This window comes from Pseudoalteromonas sp. Angola-30, assembly GCF_028599215.1.
Lineage (GTDB): Bacteria > Pseudomonadota > Gammaproteobacteria > Enterobacterales > Alteromonadaceae > Pseudoalteromonas > Pseudoalteromonas atlantica.
Genome location: NZ_JAQREI010000001.1, coordinates 167,003 through 182,309 on the forward strand (window position 1 = coordinate 167,003; position 15,307 = coordinate 182,309).

General features: G+C 42.3%; 10 protein-coding genes. 4 read left to right on the plus strand and 6 right to left on the minus strand.

Going from position 1 to position 15,307, the window contains the following annotated elements:
* Positions 1-181: 181 nt before the first annotated feature.
* Together PSH54_RS00785 and dgt are read right to left on the minus strand one after the other, a co-directional pair.
* On the minus strand, positions 182-1,843 hold the full coding sequence (locus PSH54_RS00785) for a cell surface protein (protein ID WP_273605194.1): 1,662 nt from the start codon (positions 1,841-1,843) through the stop codon (positions 182-184).
* A gap of 148 nt (positions 1,844-1,991) precedes the next feature.
* Positions 1,992-3,458: a dGTPase gene (gene dgt / locus PSH54_RS00790; RefSeq protein ID WP_273605195.1), complete on the minus strand. Its 1,467-nt coding sequence runs from the start codon at positions 3,456-3,458 to the stop codon at positions 1,992-1,994.
* Positions 3,459-3,649: 191 nt separating this feature from the next.
* Between dgt and PSH54_RS00795 the strand changes: the two genes are divergently transcribed.
* A complete protein-coding gene (locus PSH54_RS00795) occupies positions 3,650-4,873 on the plus strand; it encodes an alkaline phosphatase family protein (RefSeq protein WP_273605196.1) in 1,224 nt (407 codons plus the stop codon).
* Positions 4,874-5,009: 136 nt separating this feature from the next.
* On the opposite strand, the gene PSH54_RS00800 is transcribed toward PSH54_RS00795, so the two are convergent.
* Both PSH54_RS00800 and PSH54_RS00805 read right to left on the minus strand, forming a co-directional pair.
* Entirely contained in the window at positions 5,010-5,753 is a 744-nt protein-coding gene (locus PSH54_RS00800; RefSeq protein WP_024032968.1) for a zinc-dependent metalloprotease family protein, read from the minus strand.
* Positions 5,754-5,813: 60 nt separating this feature from the next.
* Entirely contained in the window at positions 5,814-6,530 is a 717-nt protein-coding gene (locus PSH54_RS00805; RefSeq protein WP_273605197.1) for a hypothetical protein, read from the minus strand.
* A 377-nt stretch (positions 6,531-6,907) separates the two neighbouring features.
* Here PSH54_RS00805 and PSH54_RS00810 point away from each other — a divergent pair, with 377 nt between their 5' ends.
* Positions 6,908-8,065: a benzoate/H(+) symporter BenE family transporter gene (locus PSH54_RS00810; protein WP_273605198.1), complete on the plus strand. Its 1,158-nt coding sequence runs from the start codon at positions 6,908-6,910 to the stop codon at positions 8,063-8,065.
* A 736-nt stretch (positions 8,066-8,801) separates the two neighbouring features.
* On the opposite strand, the gene hemH is transcribed toward PSH54_RS00810, so the two are convergent.
* Together hemH and PSH54_RS00820 are read right to left on the minus strand one after the other, a co-directional pair.
* Entirely contained in the window at positions 8,802-9,821 is a 1,020-nt protein-coding gene (gene hemH / locus PSH54_RS00815) for a ferrochelatase (protein ID WP_004589664.1), read from the minus strand.
* 286 nt (positions 9,822-10,107) lie between these two features.
* Positions 10,108-11,439 (minus strand): HD domain-containing phosphohydrolase, encoded by a 1,332-nt coding sequence (locus tag PSH54_RS00820; protein WP_256850967.1) that lies wholly within the window; start codon positions 11,437-11,439, stop codon positions 10,108-10,110.
* A gap of 111 nt (positions 11,440-11,550) precedes the next feature.
* Here PSH54_RS00820 and PSH54_RS00825 point away from each other — a divergent pair, with 111 nt between their 5' ends.
* Positions 11,551-12,528 (plus strand): sensor histidine kinase, encoded by a 978-nt coding sequence (locus tag PSH54_RS00825; protein WP_273605199.1) that lies wholly within the window; start codon positions 11,551-11,553, stop codon positions 12,526-12,528.
* 227 nt (positions 12,529-12,755) lie between these two features.
* Positions 12,756-15,296 (plus strand): TonB-dependent receptor plug domain-containing protein, encoded by a 2,541-nt coding sequence (locus tag PSH54_RS00830; protein WP_273605200.1) that lies wholly within the window; start codon positions 12,756-12,758, stop codon positions 15,294-15,296.
* The last annotated feature ends 11 nt before the right edge of the window (positions 15,297-15,307 follow it).

Consider the following 15,307-nt stretch of genomic DNA (forward strand, 5'->3'; position numbering starts at 1 on the left):
CTTAAAATAGCTCGCTTAATTAAGCGCATTAATACAATTCTATACTTTTAAACGACAAAGCGGCCGTGTGGCCGCTTTTTTGTGCTGGTAATTGAGTAATAGCAATTTTATCTTTAAATAGCGTACTTGCTGCGTTAAAAATTGTTTGTTTAGAGCAATAATATCAAGCTTATTTGCTCGGCTATTCTTTTGTTTGCATGTTTTTAGCGCGTTCTTCTGCCTCTATTAAGGCTTGTGATTTAGGCGCTTTCTTTTTTTCCTCAATCACGGGCTTTTTATCTGAGTTTGGGTCCCAGCTTTCATCTAGCGAAAGGTTTGCAAATGGGTTGCTAGAATCACTTTGCTTGGGCGTACTATCGGCCTCTGGTTGCGCTGGCTTTTCTTGGGCTGGCTGTGGTTCGTGAGCTGTTGATATTGGCGCATCTAACGTGGGTTCGTTATTTGGTTTTGCTGAAACTGTAGCTTGTGCAGGTTCTTTACTTGGTTTTAAAGGCGCATCTGGATTGTAGGTACGAATTTCGGGCTCTTTAAAGTCGTGTTCGCTATTTAACGTGGTTTGTTCAAGCTCACTGTTTTTATCGGCTGTATGCAGCTGCGCGCTGGTATTGGGCTCAGTGATAGGGTTACTAGGCGCAGCCGGTTCGTTTATAAGAGTAGACTCTTGTGGTTTTACTTCTTCAATGGGCTCTGCTTTTGGCTGTTCTACTGCGGCGGCTTTGTGTTTACGCGTGCGCTTAACCGAAGGTGCGTCTGGGTTAAACTCTCTTACCTCGGGCTCTGCAAAGCCTTTTGCATTTTGAATACGCGCTAATGTATTTTTTGCGGCAGCTTCAAACTCTGCGGTGTTTGGCTCTGGCGCTACTTTTTTAGGTTCAGGTGCTGGTGCATCTTCTTCTGGTTTAGCTTGTTCTGGCTCAGCCTCTGCGGCTTGCGTATCGGCAGGCAATGGCTCGTTAATTGCCTCGTTTTTTGGTGCATTAGAGCTTGCAGGCTCTGGCTCGCTCGAGGCCGAAACCGGTGGCACAACTGGTTTTGAAAGCTCATCACTTGGGGCTGGAGCCGTTTTGGGTGGTGCTGCTTGCTCTGCGCTTTTGTTGTTATTTTTTGGGGCTGTAGCCGGTGGAGCAACAGGCGGCTCGGGCTTATTTTGTTTAGCGCGGCGTAAACGTATAACCACCATGGCGCCAATTAATACCACAATAAGCAGTAGCAAACTTGGTAACAATAATGAACTTGGTGGCTCTGCAACTGGCGCAGGTATAAGTACAGGTGCGGGTTTGGGCGTTGTATTAACCGGTGGCTGCTCTATTTTAGGCGCTGCTTTTGGGGCTGTTTCAGTGGCCACCGGCTGCGCTTGGCTAGTTGTAGGTATTAACTCGCTGCTATTAGGCGCAAGTTCACCCTTAGGTGTGCTTGGCGCATCCTTTACTGTATTAATTGGCGCAGCCTCAGGCTCGTTAATTTCTGAGCTTTGCTGGCTTATTTGGTTTGTAGGCTGAGTACTTGTAGTTGCTTTGCTTGCGCTTTGTTTTATAGCTTTTTCGGCCGCAGTTATTTGCTCAAGCAGTTGTTGTTCTTGCTCGGGGGTAAGGGCAAGTGGTTGTGGCTCTTGTTCAACAACAGGCGGCTCTACTGGTTTTGGTTTTGTTTGTACTTGCTTGGGTTTATTACAGTTTCTTTTAAAATCGCGTGCGGCGCTGCGGTATTTGGCACTGGCTTTATTATTACTGTACTGCTGCATTTCTTGCTTAATTAAAATACACATGGCTTCGTTATAGGCAGCACTTTGGCTGCTGTAAAATAAAGCAAAGCAAAAAATAAGTTGAGAGAGTCTAATAATCATAAAACACGGCGCTTAAGTATCAATAGTCTGATTTTAAGCGCAAAATTAAAATATATCTAGGCACTAAGGGCGTGTTGACCTTTGTGGATTGAAAATTTGTTCAATCTAAGGGCGATTAAATCAAAAACCACCCAACAACACGCCCTCGTTAATCAATCACCATTAGGTTGCGGTACTCGTCGTAGGCAAACTGGTCGGTCATGCCACTTATGTAATCTTGAATTAGCCTACAGCGATAGTAAAACTCGTAAGCGGCAAAGTGGTCGGGCTCTTCTTGCATAGCATCTATGGCGTGCTGATAACTATTTAAGTGCTTTTTAGAGAGCTTTTTAACCAAACGCGATTCGATTAATAATCGTGAGTCGCCATTTAATGCGCGTTTAAAATCGTCGCTGTTAAGTTGTAGCAGTGGTTTATAACAATCGAGCAGGCCGTTAATTATGCGATAGCCTTGTAGTTCGAGTTTTTCTACCTCTTTGTGAGAAAACACATGCTTAAGCGCCACCTGTTTAAGGGTTTTAGTAACGGCGTGTAAGTGGCTGTTATCTTCTAATAGGGCTTGGTTAAAGTCGCCGTGGTAAATAGGCTCAATGTGCTCTATAAAACGCTTAGCGGCGTGGTTTACAAGCGGGTGAAGCAAGGCCACGCGCAGGTAAATAAAAAATTCGCTATTAAAGTTGTAAGGCTGCGCGTTGGCGCGCTCTAGTGCGTAATCTAGTGCTTTATCTACAAAATTTAGGTGTTCGGTGTCGTCAATGGTTAGGTTTATAAGGGCTTTTTTATATTCACTTTTTAGCTGCTGACAAAGTAGCTCGGTGGTTATTATGTCTTTTTCTACGGCGTCTTCTATGTCGGCTAAGCAATACGATATATCGTCGGCGGCTTCCATAATGTAACTTGCCGGATGGCGGCAGTATGGCTCTATAACCAGCTCGTTTTGCAGTGCCTCTACAAAGGTTTTTTCGCTGTAGTAGTAACCTACTTTTTTCATTAAGTAGTTTTTATTTTGTGGTATGTCTTGTGGGTTTAATCCCGCGGGGCGGGTGTACTTTAAAATGCCCGCGCTTTGGCAATAAGTTAAGTTTAACCCCAGTAGCGAATGAATTATGCGTATGCCTTGGGCGTTGCCTTCAAAATTACAAATATCGTGCGCTAGGTGCTTAAAAATAACCCCTATGCCGGTATTTTGCTCTTGGCAGCGCGCTGGTGTAACACTTGCTAAATTATTATTAAACCAGTGATTTATGGCAGCTTCGCCAAAATGTCCAAAGGGTGGGTTGCCTATATCGTGCATTAGGCAGGCCATTTCTACTAGGCTTTCTAGCGGGCGTTCTAGCCCTTTTAAGCCAAATTCGGTTTGTTGCTCAAAGCTTAAATTTGCAAAAATACGCTGTACTATAAAACGGCCAACTTGCTGTACTTCTAGTGAGTGAGTTAAGCGCGAGCGCACCGCTGCGTTTCGCTCTAGCGGAAAAACCTGAGTTTTTTGCTGCAACCTACGAATAGCTGCACTGTTAATTATACGACCGCGATCGCTTTCCATCGCCATTTGTAAATTTGCAGTCGTGCGATACATGCGCGCTGGGGTTATTTTTTTACTAAAGTCGATAGTCATCGGAGTCCTTGCTTAGTGGTGACGACTGGCAAAGTAAATGCGCGTTGTCATTCGTTTTAAATACTTACTTGTTAATATATACATCTAGACGAGTTAGGTACAGGTGCTTGTATCATTTAAGGCCTGGCAATTGTATTATAAAGCTATATTTTTCAGTATTTAACGCATTTTAATGTAGGCGAGTATTTGTAATGAAGTATGTATTTTTAAAGGCGATGATGTTGGCTCTTTTAGTGTTAACCAGCCAAGCGGCATATGCGGCAAAAGAGCAAACCGTTGTACTTATATCAATAGATGGCATGCGTTGGGATTATATAGAAAAACACGGCGCGCCTAATTTAAAAGCAATGGCTGCTAAAGGTGTACGCGCGCAAAAACTAATGCCTGTTTACCCAACAAAAACGTTTCCTAACCATATTTCTATTATTACAGGGTTGCTGCCGGTAAATCATGGCATTGTAGATAATAACTTTTGTGATAAAGCCCGTAAAAACGAGTGCTACAGCATGGGTAAAGGCATGCGCGATAGCACGTGGGTAAACGGCATTCCACTTTGGAATTTAGCAAAAATGCAGGGGCTAAAGTCGGCTACTTATTTTTGGCCAGAGTCGGATGCGCGCTTTAACGGTATGACGCCCGACTATTACTTTCATTATTCTAAATACAGTGAGTACCAAGGCCGTGTTGATCAAATAATACAGTGGCTAAGCTTACCTAAAGCGCAGCGCCCACGTTTTGTAGCAAGTTATTTTTCGCTTGTTGATAGCATGGGCCACGAGTTTGGGCCAGATGCACCGCAAACTCGCGATGCGGTAAAACAATTAGATGAACTAATGGGCCAATTACAAACCCGTTTAAGCAAGCTAGAGCAAGAGATTAACCTTGTTATTGTATCCGATCACGGTATGGCGCATATAAACCCAGAGCAAAGTATTGATGTATCTACATTGCCTAAAAACGATAATTTTATAGTTAAAAATACCGGCCCGCGTTTACTTATTTATGCAAAGCCTGCTGTAACAAGCGAGCAAATTGCAACTTACAAACAACGTTTGCAACAAGTAGCAAACGGGCGTTATACGGTATTAAACGACGAGCAATTAGCGGCATATCACTACAATAAAGGCACTCGTGTGGGCGATATTGTTGTGCAAACTAATGCGCCTGCGGTATTTACTAACGAAGGCAAAGCAATGTATTTAGGTACTCATGGCTATGCCTATACCGATGATATGGCGGCTACATTAATTGCAGTAGGGCCTGCTTTTAAACAAGGGCTAAGCCTTGAAAAGGTAAATAATCTTGATATTTACCCGGTACTTGCAAAAGTAATGGGGCTTAAGCTTTTAAGTAAAGTAGATGGCGACGGTAAAACGTTAATGCCTGCTATTAAACAAAAAATAGTAGTGCATTAATTAGCTGCGCACTTTTAGGCTTTTAGTGATTTAACCTTGAAAGCTCAACAGCCCCTAAGCTAAATAAAAAAGAGCGCAAATGCGCTCTAAAGGGAAATAATTATAAGTGGGCTAAATACAGCCTGCTTTAAATCACTTACTTAAAGTTAGCAATGCTTGTTTTAGTGTCGGTAACCGTACGAATAGCATACGCTTGGTTAGTTACACCAAAGGGTAAGCCATTTACGCTCCAATTAGGGTTAGAGAAGTAATCGTACTGCGTTGCGCTACCGTAAACGTGCGGGTAGGCCATAATGCTGGCAAATTCGTTTTGTACGCCGTGGCCCATTCCATCAACATATACGCCGCCCGAGGTATCGCCTTGTTTACGTGAGTGCGCCAGGCCTTGGTTATGACCAAGTTCGTGTACAAACGTAGTGGCGCCACAATCAATAGCAGTAATAGAGTACATACGGTCGCTCATTGAGCTGTATAAATTACCGTTAGTGCCTTGGCCAACCCAAGCTAAACCACACGAGATTAAACCATTACCCGCACTTTGGCCGGTACCAAGTACGGCAACCATGTCGGCTTTCCAGCTAGTGCGTAAACCATCTACGTAGCTGCTGTTAGTTACTGCATCTAACCAATCTTCAGACGGTGTAATTGCGTAATCGCCTAGGTTTTCTGTGCCCGCTAAACGCAGTGTAATGTCTACCCCATTTTGGCTATAAACCTGGTTACTAAAGGCGATCAGCTGGTTTATTTTAGTGTTTATATTACTCGTAGCTGCGGCCGATTGGTCGGTATATAAAATACCAATATCAATCGTTACCGCCTGTGCTGCACTGGTTGCAAATAGCGCGCTGGCAATGGCTGCCGTAGTGATTAGTTTTTTCATTTTTATATTTCCTTACTTATGTAGTGGTTGGAAGTTTTACTGCTGATTGATTTAGTTGGGTTACTGCGTGTTGGGTTGTTCAGTTTTTTTTGGGGCAAACATATCGATGGTTTTATCTGTTTTTGGTGTGGGCGCATCTACGTGATGCTCTATGTGGTTTTGGTACAAGTCGCGTTTTGCTGCAATCCAGCCATATTTACCCTTACTTTCAAAAACATAATTTCCGCTAGGTGCGGTAAATTGCCCATAAATTGCATCGTTTCCTACGGTCATAACCGTGGTGTGTAGTTGCCCGTTGGCACCAATAACTTGGCCAAATATGCTTTTATCGCCATTACTCGCCTCTGATAACGAGGTGATTTCGGCGCTGTAGGTTTCAACGGTTTGCGGGATTGAAATATCAAACGAGTCGCCAGCTTCAAGGGTTTGTAACGTATGTAGGTCGAACTCTATGTAGGCTTCGTTGTTTAAATCGCTTGGTAGTACGTTGGCGTTGGTAAGTACCTCTTTAGCTTTTGCAGATACCTTGTTTATAGCTTCAAACTGGTTGCTTTGCGCTGGTGCCTCAATGGTTTTAGGTTTTACGTTAACGGGATCTTTACTCATATCTATGGGCTGCGGTGCTTTTTTATTTGCTGCAAATTGAGAGTCAACGGGCACTATATCCACTGCAACAGGCGCCGTTACCTGCTGAGGTTTTTCGGTATTAAATAGCAGCTTATAAATAGCAAATGCAGATAGACCAAGGGCAACAATTATTAAAATAGCGCGTTTCATTTGTTTCTCTTACGGGGTTTTTAGTTAACTAATTGTTACGTTTTATATCATCTAGAGAATTAGATCAAGTTAGTTGGTATAGTATAAAAGTGCTAATTATTTACATTGTAAATGATTGTAAATAAACAATTTACCTATAATGGGTTTGGTTTTTTGAGCTAAAAAGGATGGGTTTTTATAGAGTTTTAGCGGGGTGTAAGCATAAGCGAATAATTGTTTTTGTTTTTAATTTGGCAATGAAAGGTGTGATCTTTATAGGTAAAAAAAATTTTAAAATAATGAATATTTTTCACGCTTAATAGCCTAAACGCTAATTGCAAAGCGTAAATAGGCAACGTATGTTGTGGGCTTAAAAATCTAAAATTAAGAGGGATTTTATGATGTTTTCCGATCAGCTGCTTAATCGAGCAACCGCAGGGTTGGTGGCTGTTATTATTGGTTTTTCAAGTTCCATTGCGCTTATTTATCAAGTTGTTATAACCCTTGGCGGCACGCCCGATTTAGTCGCAAGCTGGCTTTTAATGCTAGGGCTGGTAATGGGCATAACCACTATTGGGTTGTCGTATTATTATAAAGTGCCCGTTTTAATTGCATGGTCTACCACTGGGGCGGCTTTACTTATTTCCAGCGCGCAGGGCTACCATTTAGGCGAAGCCATTGGTGCATTTATGTTTGCCGCTACATTGGTTTTTGTGTCGGGGGTTACCGGTTGGTTTGAAAAAATAATGAACCGTATACCGAGCGAACTTGCCTGTGCCATGCTGGCAGGCGTATTGGTCACCTTTGGTATAGATGTATTTAATTTTATGAATGAGCTACCACTGGTTATAGGCCTAATGGTGCTTATGTATTTTTTAGGAAAACGATTTTTTGCGCGTTTTGCCATGCTTAGCGTTTTAGTTGCAGGCGTGCTACTGGCGTGGCAAATGGGGCATATTGATACTGGCGCTATTCATTGGAAAATAAGTGAGTTTACATACATAGCACCGGTGTTTAACTTGCAAGCGTGTATAAGTATTGGCTTACCGCTTTATATAGTGACCATGACCTCACAAAACTTACCGGGTATTGCTGTACTAAAGGCTCATAATTATAAAGCGCCCATCTCAGCTACGCTTAATGTAACTGGTTTTATTAATATTTTAACTGCGCCGTTTGGTACGTACTCTATTAATTTAGCCGCTATTACCGCTGCTATTTGTATGAGCGATGAGGCCGATAAAAATCCCGATAAACGCTATTGGGCAAGTATTGCCGCAGGCGTATTTTATATTGTTATGGCACTTTGCGCGGCAACGCTTGTTGGTTTAGTGGCAAGTTTACCGCAGGCATTAATTTTAGCCTTAGCGGGTATTGCGTTGTTTGGCACCATTGCTAATAGCTTGCAGCAAGCTTTAAGCTCAGCCCAATACACAGAGGCTGCAATAGTTACGTTTTTGGTAACCGCGTCTGATTTAACCATGCTTTCGGTGGGCTCTGCGTTTTGGGGAATAATTGCCGGCGTTTGTACGTTGATGATTACCCGTAAAAGTTAAGGAAAAGCGTTAACGAATAGGTTAAAACAGGTAAAAGCGTTGCTTTTAAAACGCCAGCAAGCTGCGCGTCTACAGGGTAATTTACCTCGGTGTTAACTTTGTCAGTATGCGCGAAGCTTGCTCGCGCAAAATGCTAATTATTTCTCTAAAAGCGAAGCGCCTCTTAACCTCTTTGTGATTAATTGATCTTTAATACAAAAATGCACAAAGAGAAGGGAATGAGGAGTAAATGAGAAGTGAAAGCTGTAGGCGCGAAGCTTGCTCGCGCAAAATGCTAATTAGTTCTCTAAAAGCGAAGCGTCTCTAAACCTCTTTGTGGTTTATTGATCTTTAATACAAAAATGCACAAAGAGAAGGGAATGAGGAGTAAATGAGAAGTGAAGTTTGTAGGCGCGAAGCTTGCTCGCGCAAGATGTTAGTTGCTTCTCTAAAAGCGAAGCGGCTCTTAACCTCTTTGTGGTTTATTGATCTTTAATACAAAAATGCACAAAGAGAAGGGAATGAGGATTAAATGAGAAGTGAAAGTTGTAGGCGCGAAGCTTGCTCGCGCAAGATGTTAGTTGCTTCTCTATAAGCGAAGCGCCTCTTAACCTATTTGTGAATGCGTTGGTTTTTATCTACGAGCTATTGCTCGCGTAAATAGTGGCTATGACATTTAATAAATGCTTACCTTACAATTAAAAAAGCGGTGTTAAATTTAACACCGCTTTTTTACGTTAAGGCAATAAAGATGTGTTTAAAGCATTGGTTTTAGCACATCATATAAAGCGTTAATGTGATCGTCTCTGTCGTTTAAAGCGGCTATGTAACGGTACTTTTCGCCGCCTGCATTTTCAAAAATTTCGCGGTTTTCTTCTTCAAGCTCTTCGAGTGTTTCTAAGCAATCGGCGCTAAAAGCAGGGCTTAAAATTGCAACGTCGGTAATGTTTTCATCAGGTAACGATGCAAGCGTGGCGTCGGTGTATGGCTTTAACCATTCGGCTTTACCAAAGCGGCTTTGAAAAGTGCTAATTACTTTATCTTTATCAAGGCCTAGTTTTTCAACCACTAAACGCGTGGTTTGCAAACATAGGCAGTGGTAAGGGTCGCCTCTATCTAAAAATAGCTTTGGCATACCGTGGTATGAAAAAACTAATTTTTGTGGCATGCCGTTTTTTTCTAAATCTTCACTAATGCTGCTAGCTAATGAATCAATGTATGCGGTGTTTTTGTGATAACCATTTACAAAGTGTAGCTCTGGCACCCAGCGCCATTTTTGCAATACTCTTGATACGGCATCAAATGTTGAGCCGGTGGTAGGGCTTGAATATTGCGGGTAAAGCGGTAGTACAATTATGCGCGTTAGGCCTTTATCGCGCAGCTCTTCCAGGCCCGCCTCTATTGAAGGGTTACCGTAACGCATGGCCATAACAACTTCGGTATTGGTGTAACCTTGCTCTTGGAGTAGCGCGTTTAGTTTGTCGCGTTGCAGGCGGGTAATATGTGTTAGCGGCGAGCCGTTTTCGGTCCAAATGCTTTCGTATAGTTTTGCTGAGCGCTTAGGGCGAATACGCAAAATTATACCGTGCAGTATTATCATCCACACTAAACGTGGAATTTCTACAATGCGCGGATCGGATAAAAATTCACGTAAGTAGGTACGCAGTGCCGCAGGGGTGGGCGCGTCTGGACTGCCTAAGTTGGTAAGTAAAATGCCCGTTTTTTGATTAAAACGTCCGTCGTGGGGATTGTCAGTGACTGCAGAAAATCGCGACACGCTGTGCTCCTTAAAGCAATGTGATACCAATTCGCGATAATACTTAATCATTTTGCGGGGCTAAACGTGTCGCTACCAGCGTTAAGCAATTCTCATTTAGAACAACTAAATAGCGAATTTTTTTGCCTAGCTATCTACACGTTTTTCCACCCTCAAAATAAATTACTTAATTAAGCGGATTGGTATTAAACAGTTTAAAATTTATACCCAGATTAACAGGTACCTGTTTGAATTAGTTTAGCTTATTTACGGTAATTGTAACGAAAAAAGCCACAGTTTAGATCACTCATTTAGCGCTTTTTACCATTATTCTAAATGGGGTCGGTTTTTTGGCTTCTAGTTGCTGTAGTTTTTCGATGGATTTTTTACCAAACACATGGCCTTTAGGTAACAACATAATACCGCTGTGGCTGTGTAACGTATGGCCTAAAATCATATTGGCTTTTAGCTCTTGAGCGCTGCATATAATAATAGAGCCGGCATTATTAAGTTGCTCATTTAATTTGCTATGGCTTGCTTCGAGTGCGCGCACAATTTTAGGGTGGTAAAAAGTGCCACTGTACATTTTAACGCTTTCGAGCGCATCGCTGTGGCGCTCTTTGTCTGTGGGGCTTTGGCTTTGTTCAAATGCGTTCCAATAATCGCGAGCAACGCTAAGCACCATAGCGCCAATAGGAATGTCGTTTGCTGCTAATCCTTTTGGTAAACCGTTGCCGTTAAAGCGCTCATATTGATGATAAATTGCATCAGATACATCATGTAAATGTATAGCAGGCATAAGCATTAATTGTGCTGTGCTAGGGTGCGTATAAAAGGCTTTGCGCTGTTGCTCGCTTAGCCGACTCACTGGCTTTTTATAGAGCTCTGGGTCCATAGCAAGCAAACCTATTTGCGCTAAGTAACCCGCCATGGGGGCTAAATCTATACTTTTTTGCGAGAGGTTTAAGTACAGTGCTATTTGGGTGCAGGTGTCGGCAATTTTTTGCGCTTTGTTGCCATCTAAGTATGGGTTGGCGTTTATAAAATTATAAAGTAGCTCCACGGTGGCTTTGTGTTCGTGTTTTTCGCGCTCGTTGGCATCTTCTAGCTGTTTAAGTACCTGCTTAATTTGCTTTGTACGCTTTTCTACTCGTTGCTCTAATGAGTTATTTAATTCGAGAAGCTCTTTGTTTTGCTGTTTTACTTGCAGCTCGAGTTGCTTGTTTTGTTTTTTTAGCTGAAATTTTTCGATGCTGTCGTTTATGCTGCGCAAAAGCATATCGTTTTGCCATGGCTTTTGTATGTAGCCGTTAATTTGCGCTAGGTTTACAGCTGCTAGGGTGGTTTCTATTTCGGCGTAACCGGTTAATAAAATACGTTGTGTTTCGGGGGCTTTGTTACGGGCTTGCTCTAAAAATTGCGCGCCATTCATGGTGGGCATTTTCATGTCGCTAATAATTAAGCTAAATTCGTGGCTGTTTAAAAGCTCAAGCGCTTGCACTGGGCTTTTGCAGGTCATAAAACTAAAGTTATTATTTTTTAATAAGGAGGTTAGTGAGCGCAGAACAATTTCGTCGTCATCAACACAAAGTACATCTACGGCAGTGATTGAATGTGCAGCGTCTGCTGGTTTGGTCATAGTGCTACCTTTTAAAATAATAAGCATAGCCTAAAAATTGCCCCTAGTTTGCATAATTACGTATGGCAAACTAAACGTTATACATGGATGCGTATTTATGGAGCGAATAGGATGAGCACTTTAACCGACGATTACAAACAAGCCTTTTTAGATGAGCAGCAAAAGCGTATAGCCGCAGAGCAACTGCTTGCCGATAAAAGCCAATTGTTAGTTGTGTTAAATGGCGAACTAACCAAAAACGTTGCTGAGCTGTCTTTGTATCAGCAAATGTTTGTTCAGGCCGACAAAATGGCAAGTGTGGGTGTTTTGTCTTGCAGTATTGCGCATGAAATAAATAACCCGCTTTCGTATGTAATTAGTAATATAGAAAGCTTGCAATATGTTAGCCCTCTTTTATCAAAATCTCTTCACTATAACGAGCAGTTTTTAAACGGCCAATTAAATGCAGGGCAATTTAAAAACGTGTTGGTTGATCTAAAAAAACAATACGAACTGGCATGGAATGGACACGAAATTTACTCGCAGTTGAGCGAAAGCCTAGATGGTTTAAAGCGCATAAAGCAAACCGTGCATAATTTATTAAACCTTAGCCAATTTACAAGTACCCATAACAAGCAATATTTAGATGTAAGCGAGGTTGCAGGCTCTGCTTTAGGCGTGTTGCAAGGGCAGCTTAAATACTGCGAAATAAAAACCAACTTTGAGCAAGTGCCGCTTATTTGGGGGGAGCTGTCGTCTATTCATCAAATTTTTGTTGAGCTGTTATTAAATGCTCAACAAGCGTGCGAACATGAATTAGAAAAAGGCACCATTATTGAACTAAGCGTAACGCAGCAAAATGAGGGGGTATGTATAAAAGTGAAAGATAACGGTTGTGGAATGGATGAAAATACCCAAGCGCACCTGTTTAAGCCTTTTTTTACTACACATAAAACAGCCCACTCATTAGGAATAGGAATGACCGTTGTTAACTTTATTTTGCAAGATCACGGCGGAAAAATAGAAGTTAGCAGTACTTTAGGAACAGGTACTACCATTTGTTGTTGGTTACCCGTAAAAGCACAAGAAAGCGTGATAAACCCATTGTAAATAAAGTGTTAATTTGATTCGGGGTTGAAATTAAAATCCTTAATTGTATGTGTTTTGAACAAGTTTAAGTGTTATTTTTTAGTATTTACATTTTTTTGCATAGTTAGACCTATTATTTAGTTTTTTTCATTTCTTTTTATTTGCATATGTTGCTAGGATGTTCCCCAGTGCGATGCGTTACATCGCAATAACAAATATTAAAGAACACACTAAACAGGGTCGTCACCATGTCAACATACCGTTTAAATACATTAGCTGCCGCTGTTGCGTTTGCCGTAAGCGCACCAAGCATCGTAAGCGCTCAAGAAGCACCTGTTGAGGCTGCACAAAATATCGAACAAATTTCTGTATTAGGGTCGCGCGTTTCTAACCGCACCTCTACTGAGTCTTCGTCACCTATTGATTTAATAGACGCTGATGATTTAAACAAAGGCGGCTTTACAGAACTAGGGCAGAGTCTGCAAGCTACTGCCCCGTCGTTTAACTTTTCTCGTACGCAAGTATCTGATGGCTCAGATTTATTTAGACCAGCAACGCTGCGCGGCTTACAGCCAGATCAAACGTTAGTGTTGGTTAACGGTAAGCGCCGCCATAATCAATCTATTTTTGGCCTTAACGGCACTGTAGGTGCAGGCGCAGCCGGCACCGACATGAACGCCATTCCGCTAACTGCGCTTAAAGGTGTAGAAGTACTACGCGATGGCGCAGCAGCTAAATATGGCTCTGACGCGATAGCTGGCGTAATTAACTTATCGCTTAATAATTCAACTGGCGTAACAACGGGTTACGTACAGTACGGCGGCACCAGTGAAGGCGACGGCGATACGCTTTCAGCAGGTTTAAACCGTGGTTTTGACTTAGGTAACGAAGGCGGCTTTATTAATTTATCGTTTGAGTATCGTGATGCCGATGGCACTAACCGTGCAGAGCGCGATACCGGTGGGTCGTTAAATGTTGAGCCAGGCACGCTGAGTGAAGATGTACGTTGGGGCCAAGGTAACTCAGAAAGTGAATTTACCTCGTTGTTTTACAACATGGCTTTGCCAATGGGCGACAGCGAATTGTACTCATTTGGTGGCTACTCTGAGCGCACCGCGCTGGGTAATGGTTTTTACCGTAACTTTAACGAAGCGTCTAAAAATGTAACGCAAGTATACAGCGATGGTTTTTTACCCCGCATTTATAACGAAGCTGAAGATATTTCAGTAGCGGTTGGTTTTAGAGGCGATATAAACCCAGATTGGGGATACGATGTATCGGCAGTGTATGGTGAAAACCAATACGACTTTACCTCACGTAATACTATAAATGCCTCTTATGCGGCGGAGTACGTATTTAACAACCCAGATGCAAGCGATGCCGATATAGCTGCAAATGCAGGCCCAAGCGGCGGTTACTCTGGTGGTTTTAGATTTGATCAAACAACAGTTAATGCTGATTTTAACGGCATCGTTGATATTGGCCGAAATGAGCCTTTATATGTAACTATTGGTGCAGAATACCGTAAAGAAAACTACGAAATAGTCCCTGGCGATGAAGCCTCTTACGCATGTGGTTTAGCAAATACCGATGCTTCGTACCCTTCAGTAAACGATCCTGATCAATTTGCTGAGTGTGGTTTTCAGGCTTATAACGGTTTGCGCCCAGAGGCAACAAACAAGAGCGATCGCCACAGCTACGCGTTTTATGTAGATGTAGAAACCATGGTCACTGATGCATGGAACGTAAGTGGTGCACTGCGCTATGAAGACTTTTCAGATGCGGGCGATGACTTAATTGGTAAATTAGCAACACGTTATGAATTTAACGATGACTTTGCAGTACGTGGTGCGGTTTCTACTGGTTTTAGAGCGCCATCGCTTCAGCAAAGTGGTTATACCGCATTTACAACTAACCTAGGCTCAGATGGCACACTTACGCAGTCGTTCACTGCAAATACGGGGACTGCTTTTCCAAGTGCGTTAGGTGTAGATAGCCTAGAGCTTGAAACCTCAACTAACTACAGTGCTGGTTTTGTTTACGATGTAACAAGTGAGCTTTCGTTAACGGTTGATTTTTACCGCGTAGAAATTAAAGACCGTATTACGCTTGGTAGTTTACTGTCTGCAGAGGATGTTGCCTTTAGCGATGAAGCCGTAGCCGCGCTTCAAGCAACCGGCGCTGTTCAAGCTAACTACTTTTCAAACTCTGTAGATTCAACTACACAAGGTGTTGATATTATTGCCTCTTACCGTACTGATGTAGAGGGCGGTAATTTTGGAGTAACCTTTGCGGGTAACTTAAACGACACTAAAATTGATAACGTGAACGCAGAAGAAGGTATTCCTGAGTCGGTGGCGTTTGATGATTTACAACGTAGCTTTTTTACCGACGGCCAGCCAGGTGAGCGCGCAACTTTAACGTTTGACTATGAGCGTGATGCGTATGAAACAACGCTTCGCTTTAATTACTTTGGCGAAACAGACGTTAAATACTTTGGTAATGACCACATCCCTTTACCAGGTGAGCTTTCGCCTACGGGGTCGTTTAAACCAACTAGTACAGTTGAATCAGCAGTACTAGTGGATTTAAACGTTAGCTACCAAATTAACGAAATATTTAACGTATCGGTAGGGGCTGATAATATTTTTGATGAAACCCCAGATGAGCTAGGTGATGACGAAGTGCTTAACTTTATTACCAACGGCGCGTTTAAATACCCTGTACGTGCATTGCCTTACGGCTTTGACGGGCGTACTTATTATGCAAAAGTAAGCTTTGAATTTTAATTAATTGAGCT

What these genes read in the sequence shown, in the direction of transcription:
- PSH54_RS00805 (WP_273605197.1), bottom strand. Translation starts at nt 6,530, where the DNA reads ATGAAACGCGCTATTTTAATAATTGTTGCCCTTGGTCTATCTGCATTT.
- PSH54_RS00825 (WP_273605199.1), top strand. Translation starts at nt 11,551, where the DNA reads ATGAGCACTTTAACCGACGATTACAAACAAGCCTTTTTAGATGAGCAG.
- PSH54_RS00830 (WP_273605200.1), top strand. Translation starts at nt 12,756, where the DNA reads ATGTCAACATACCGTTTAAATACATTAGCTGCCGCTGTTGCGTTTGCC.
- PSH54_RS00785 (WP_273605194.1), bottom strand. Translation starts at nt 1,843, where the DNA reads ATGATTATTAGACTCTCTCAACTTATTTTTTGCTTTGCTTTATTTTAC.
- PSH54_RS00810 (WP_273605198.1), top strand. Translation starts at nt 6,908, where the DNA reads ATGATGTTTTCCGATCAGCTGCTTAATCGAGCAACCGCAGGGTTGGTG.
- PSH54_RS00795 (WP_273605196.1), top strand. Translation starts at nt 3,650, where the DNA reads ATGAAGTATGTATTTTTAAAGGCGATGATGTTGGCTCTTTTAGTGTTA.
- PSH54_RS00800 (WP_024032968.1), bottom strand. Translation starts at nt 5,753, where the DNA reads ATGAAAAAACTAATCACTACGGCAGCCATTGCCAGCGCGCTATTTGCA.
- PSH54_RS00820 (WP_256850967.1), bottom strand. Translation starts at nt 11,439, where the DNA reads ATGACCAAACCAGCAGACGCTGCACATTCAATCACTGCCGTAGATGTA.
- dgt (WP_273605195.1), bottom strand. Translation starts at nt 3,458, where the DNA reads ATGACTATCGACTTTAGTAAAAAAATAACCCCAGCGCGCATGTATCGC.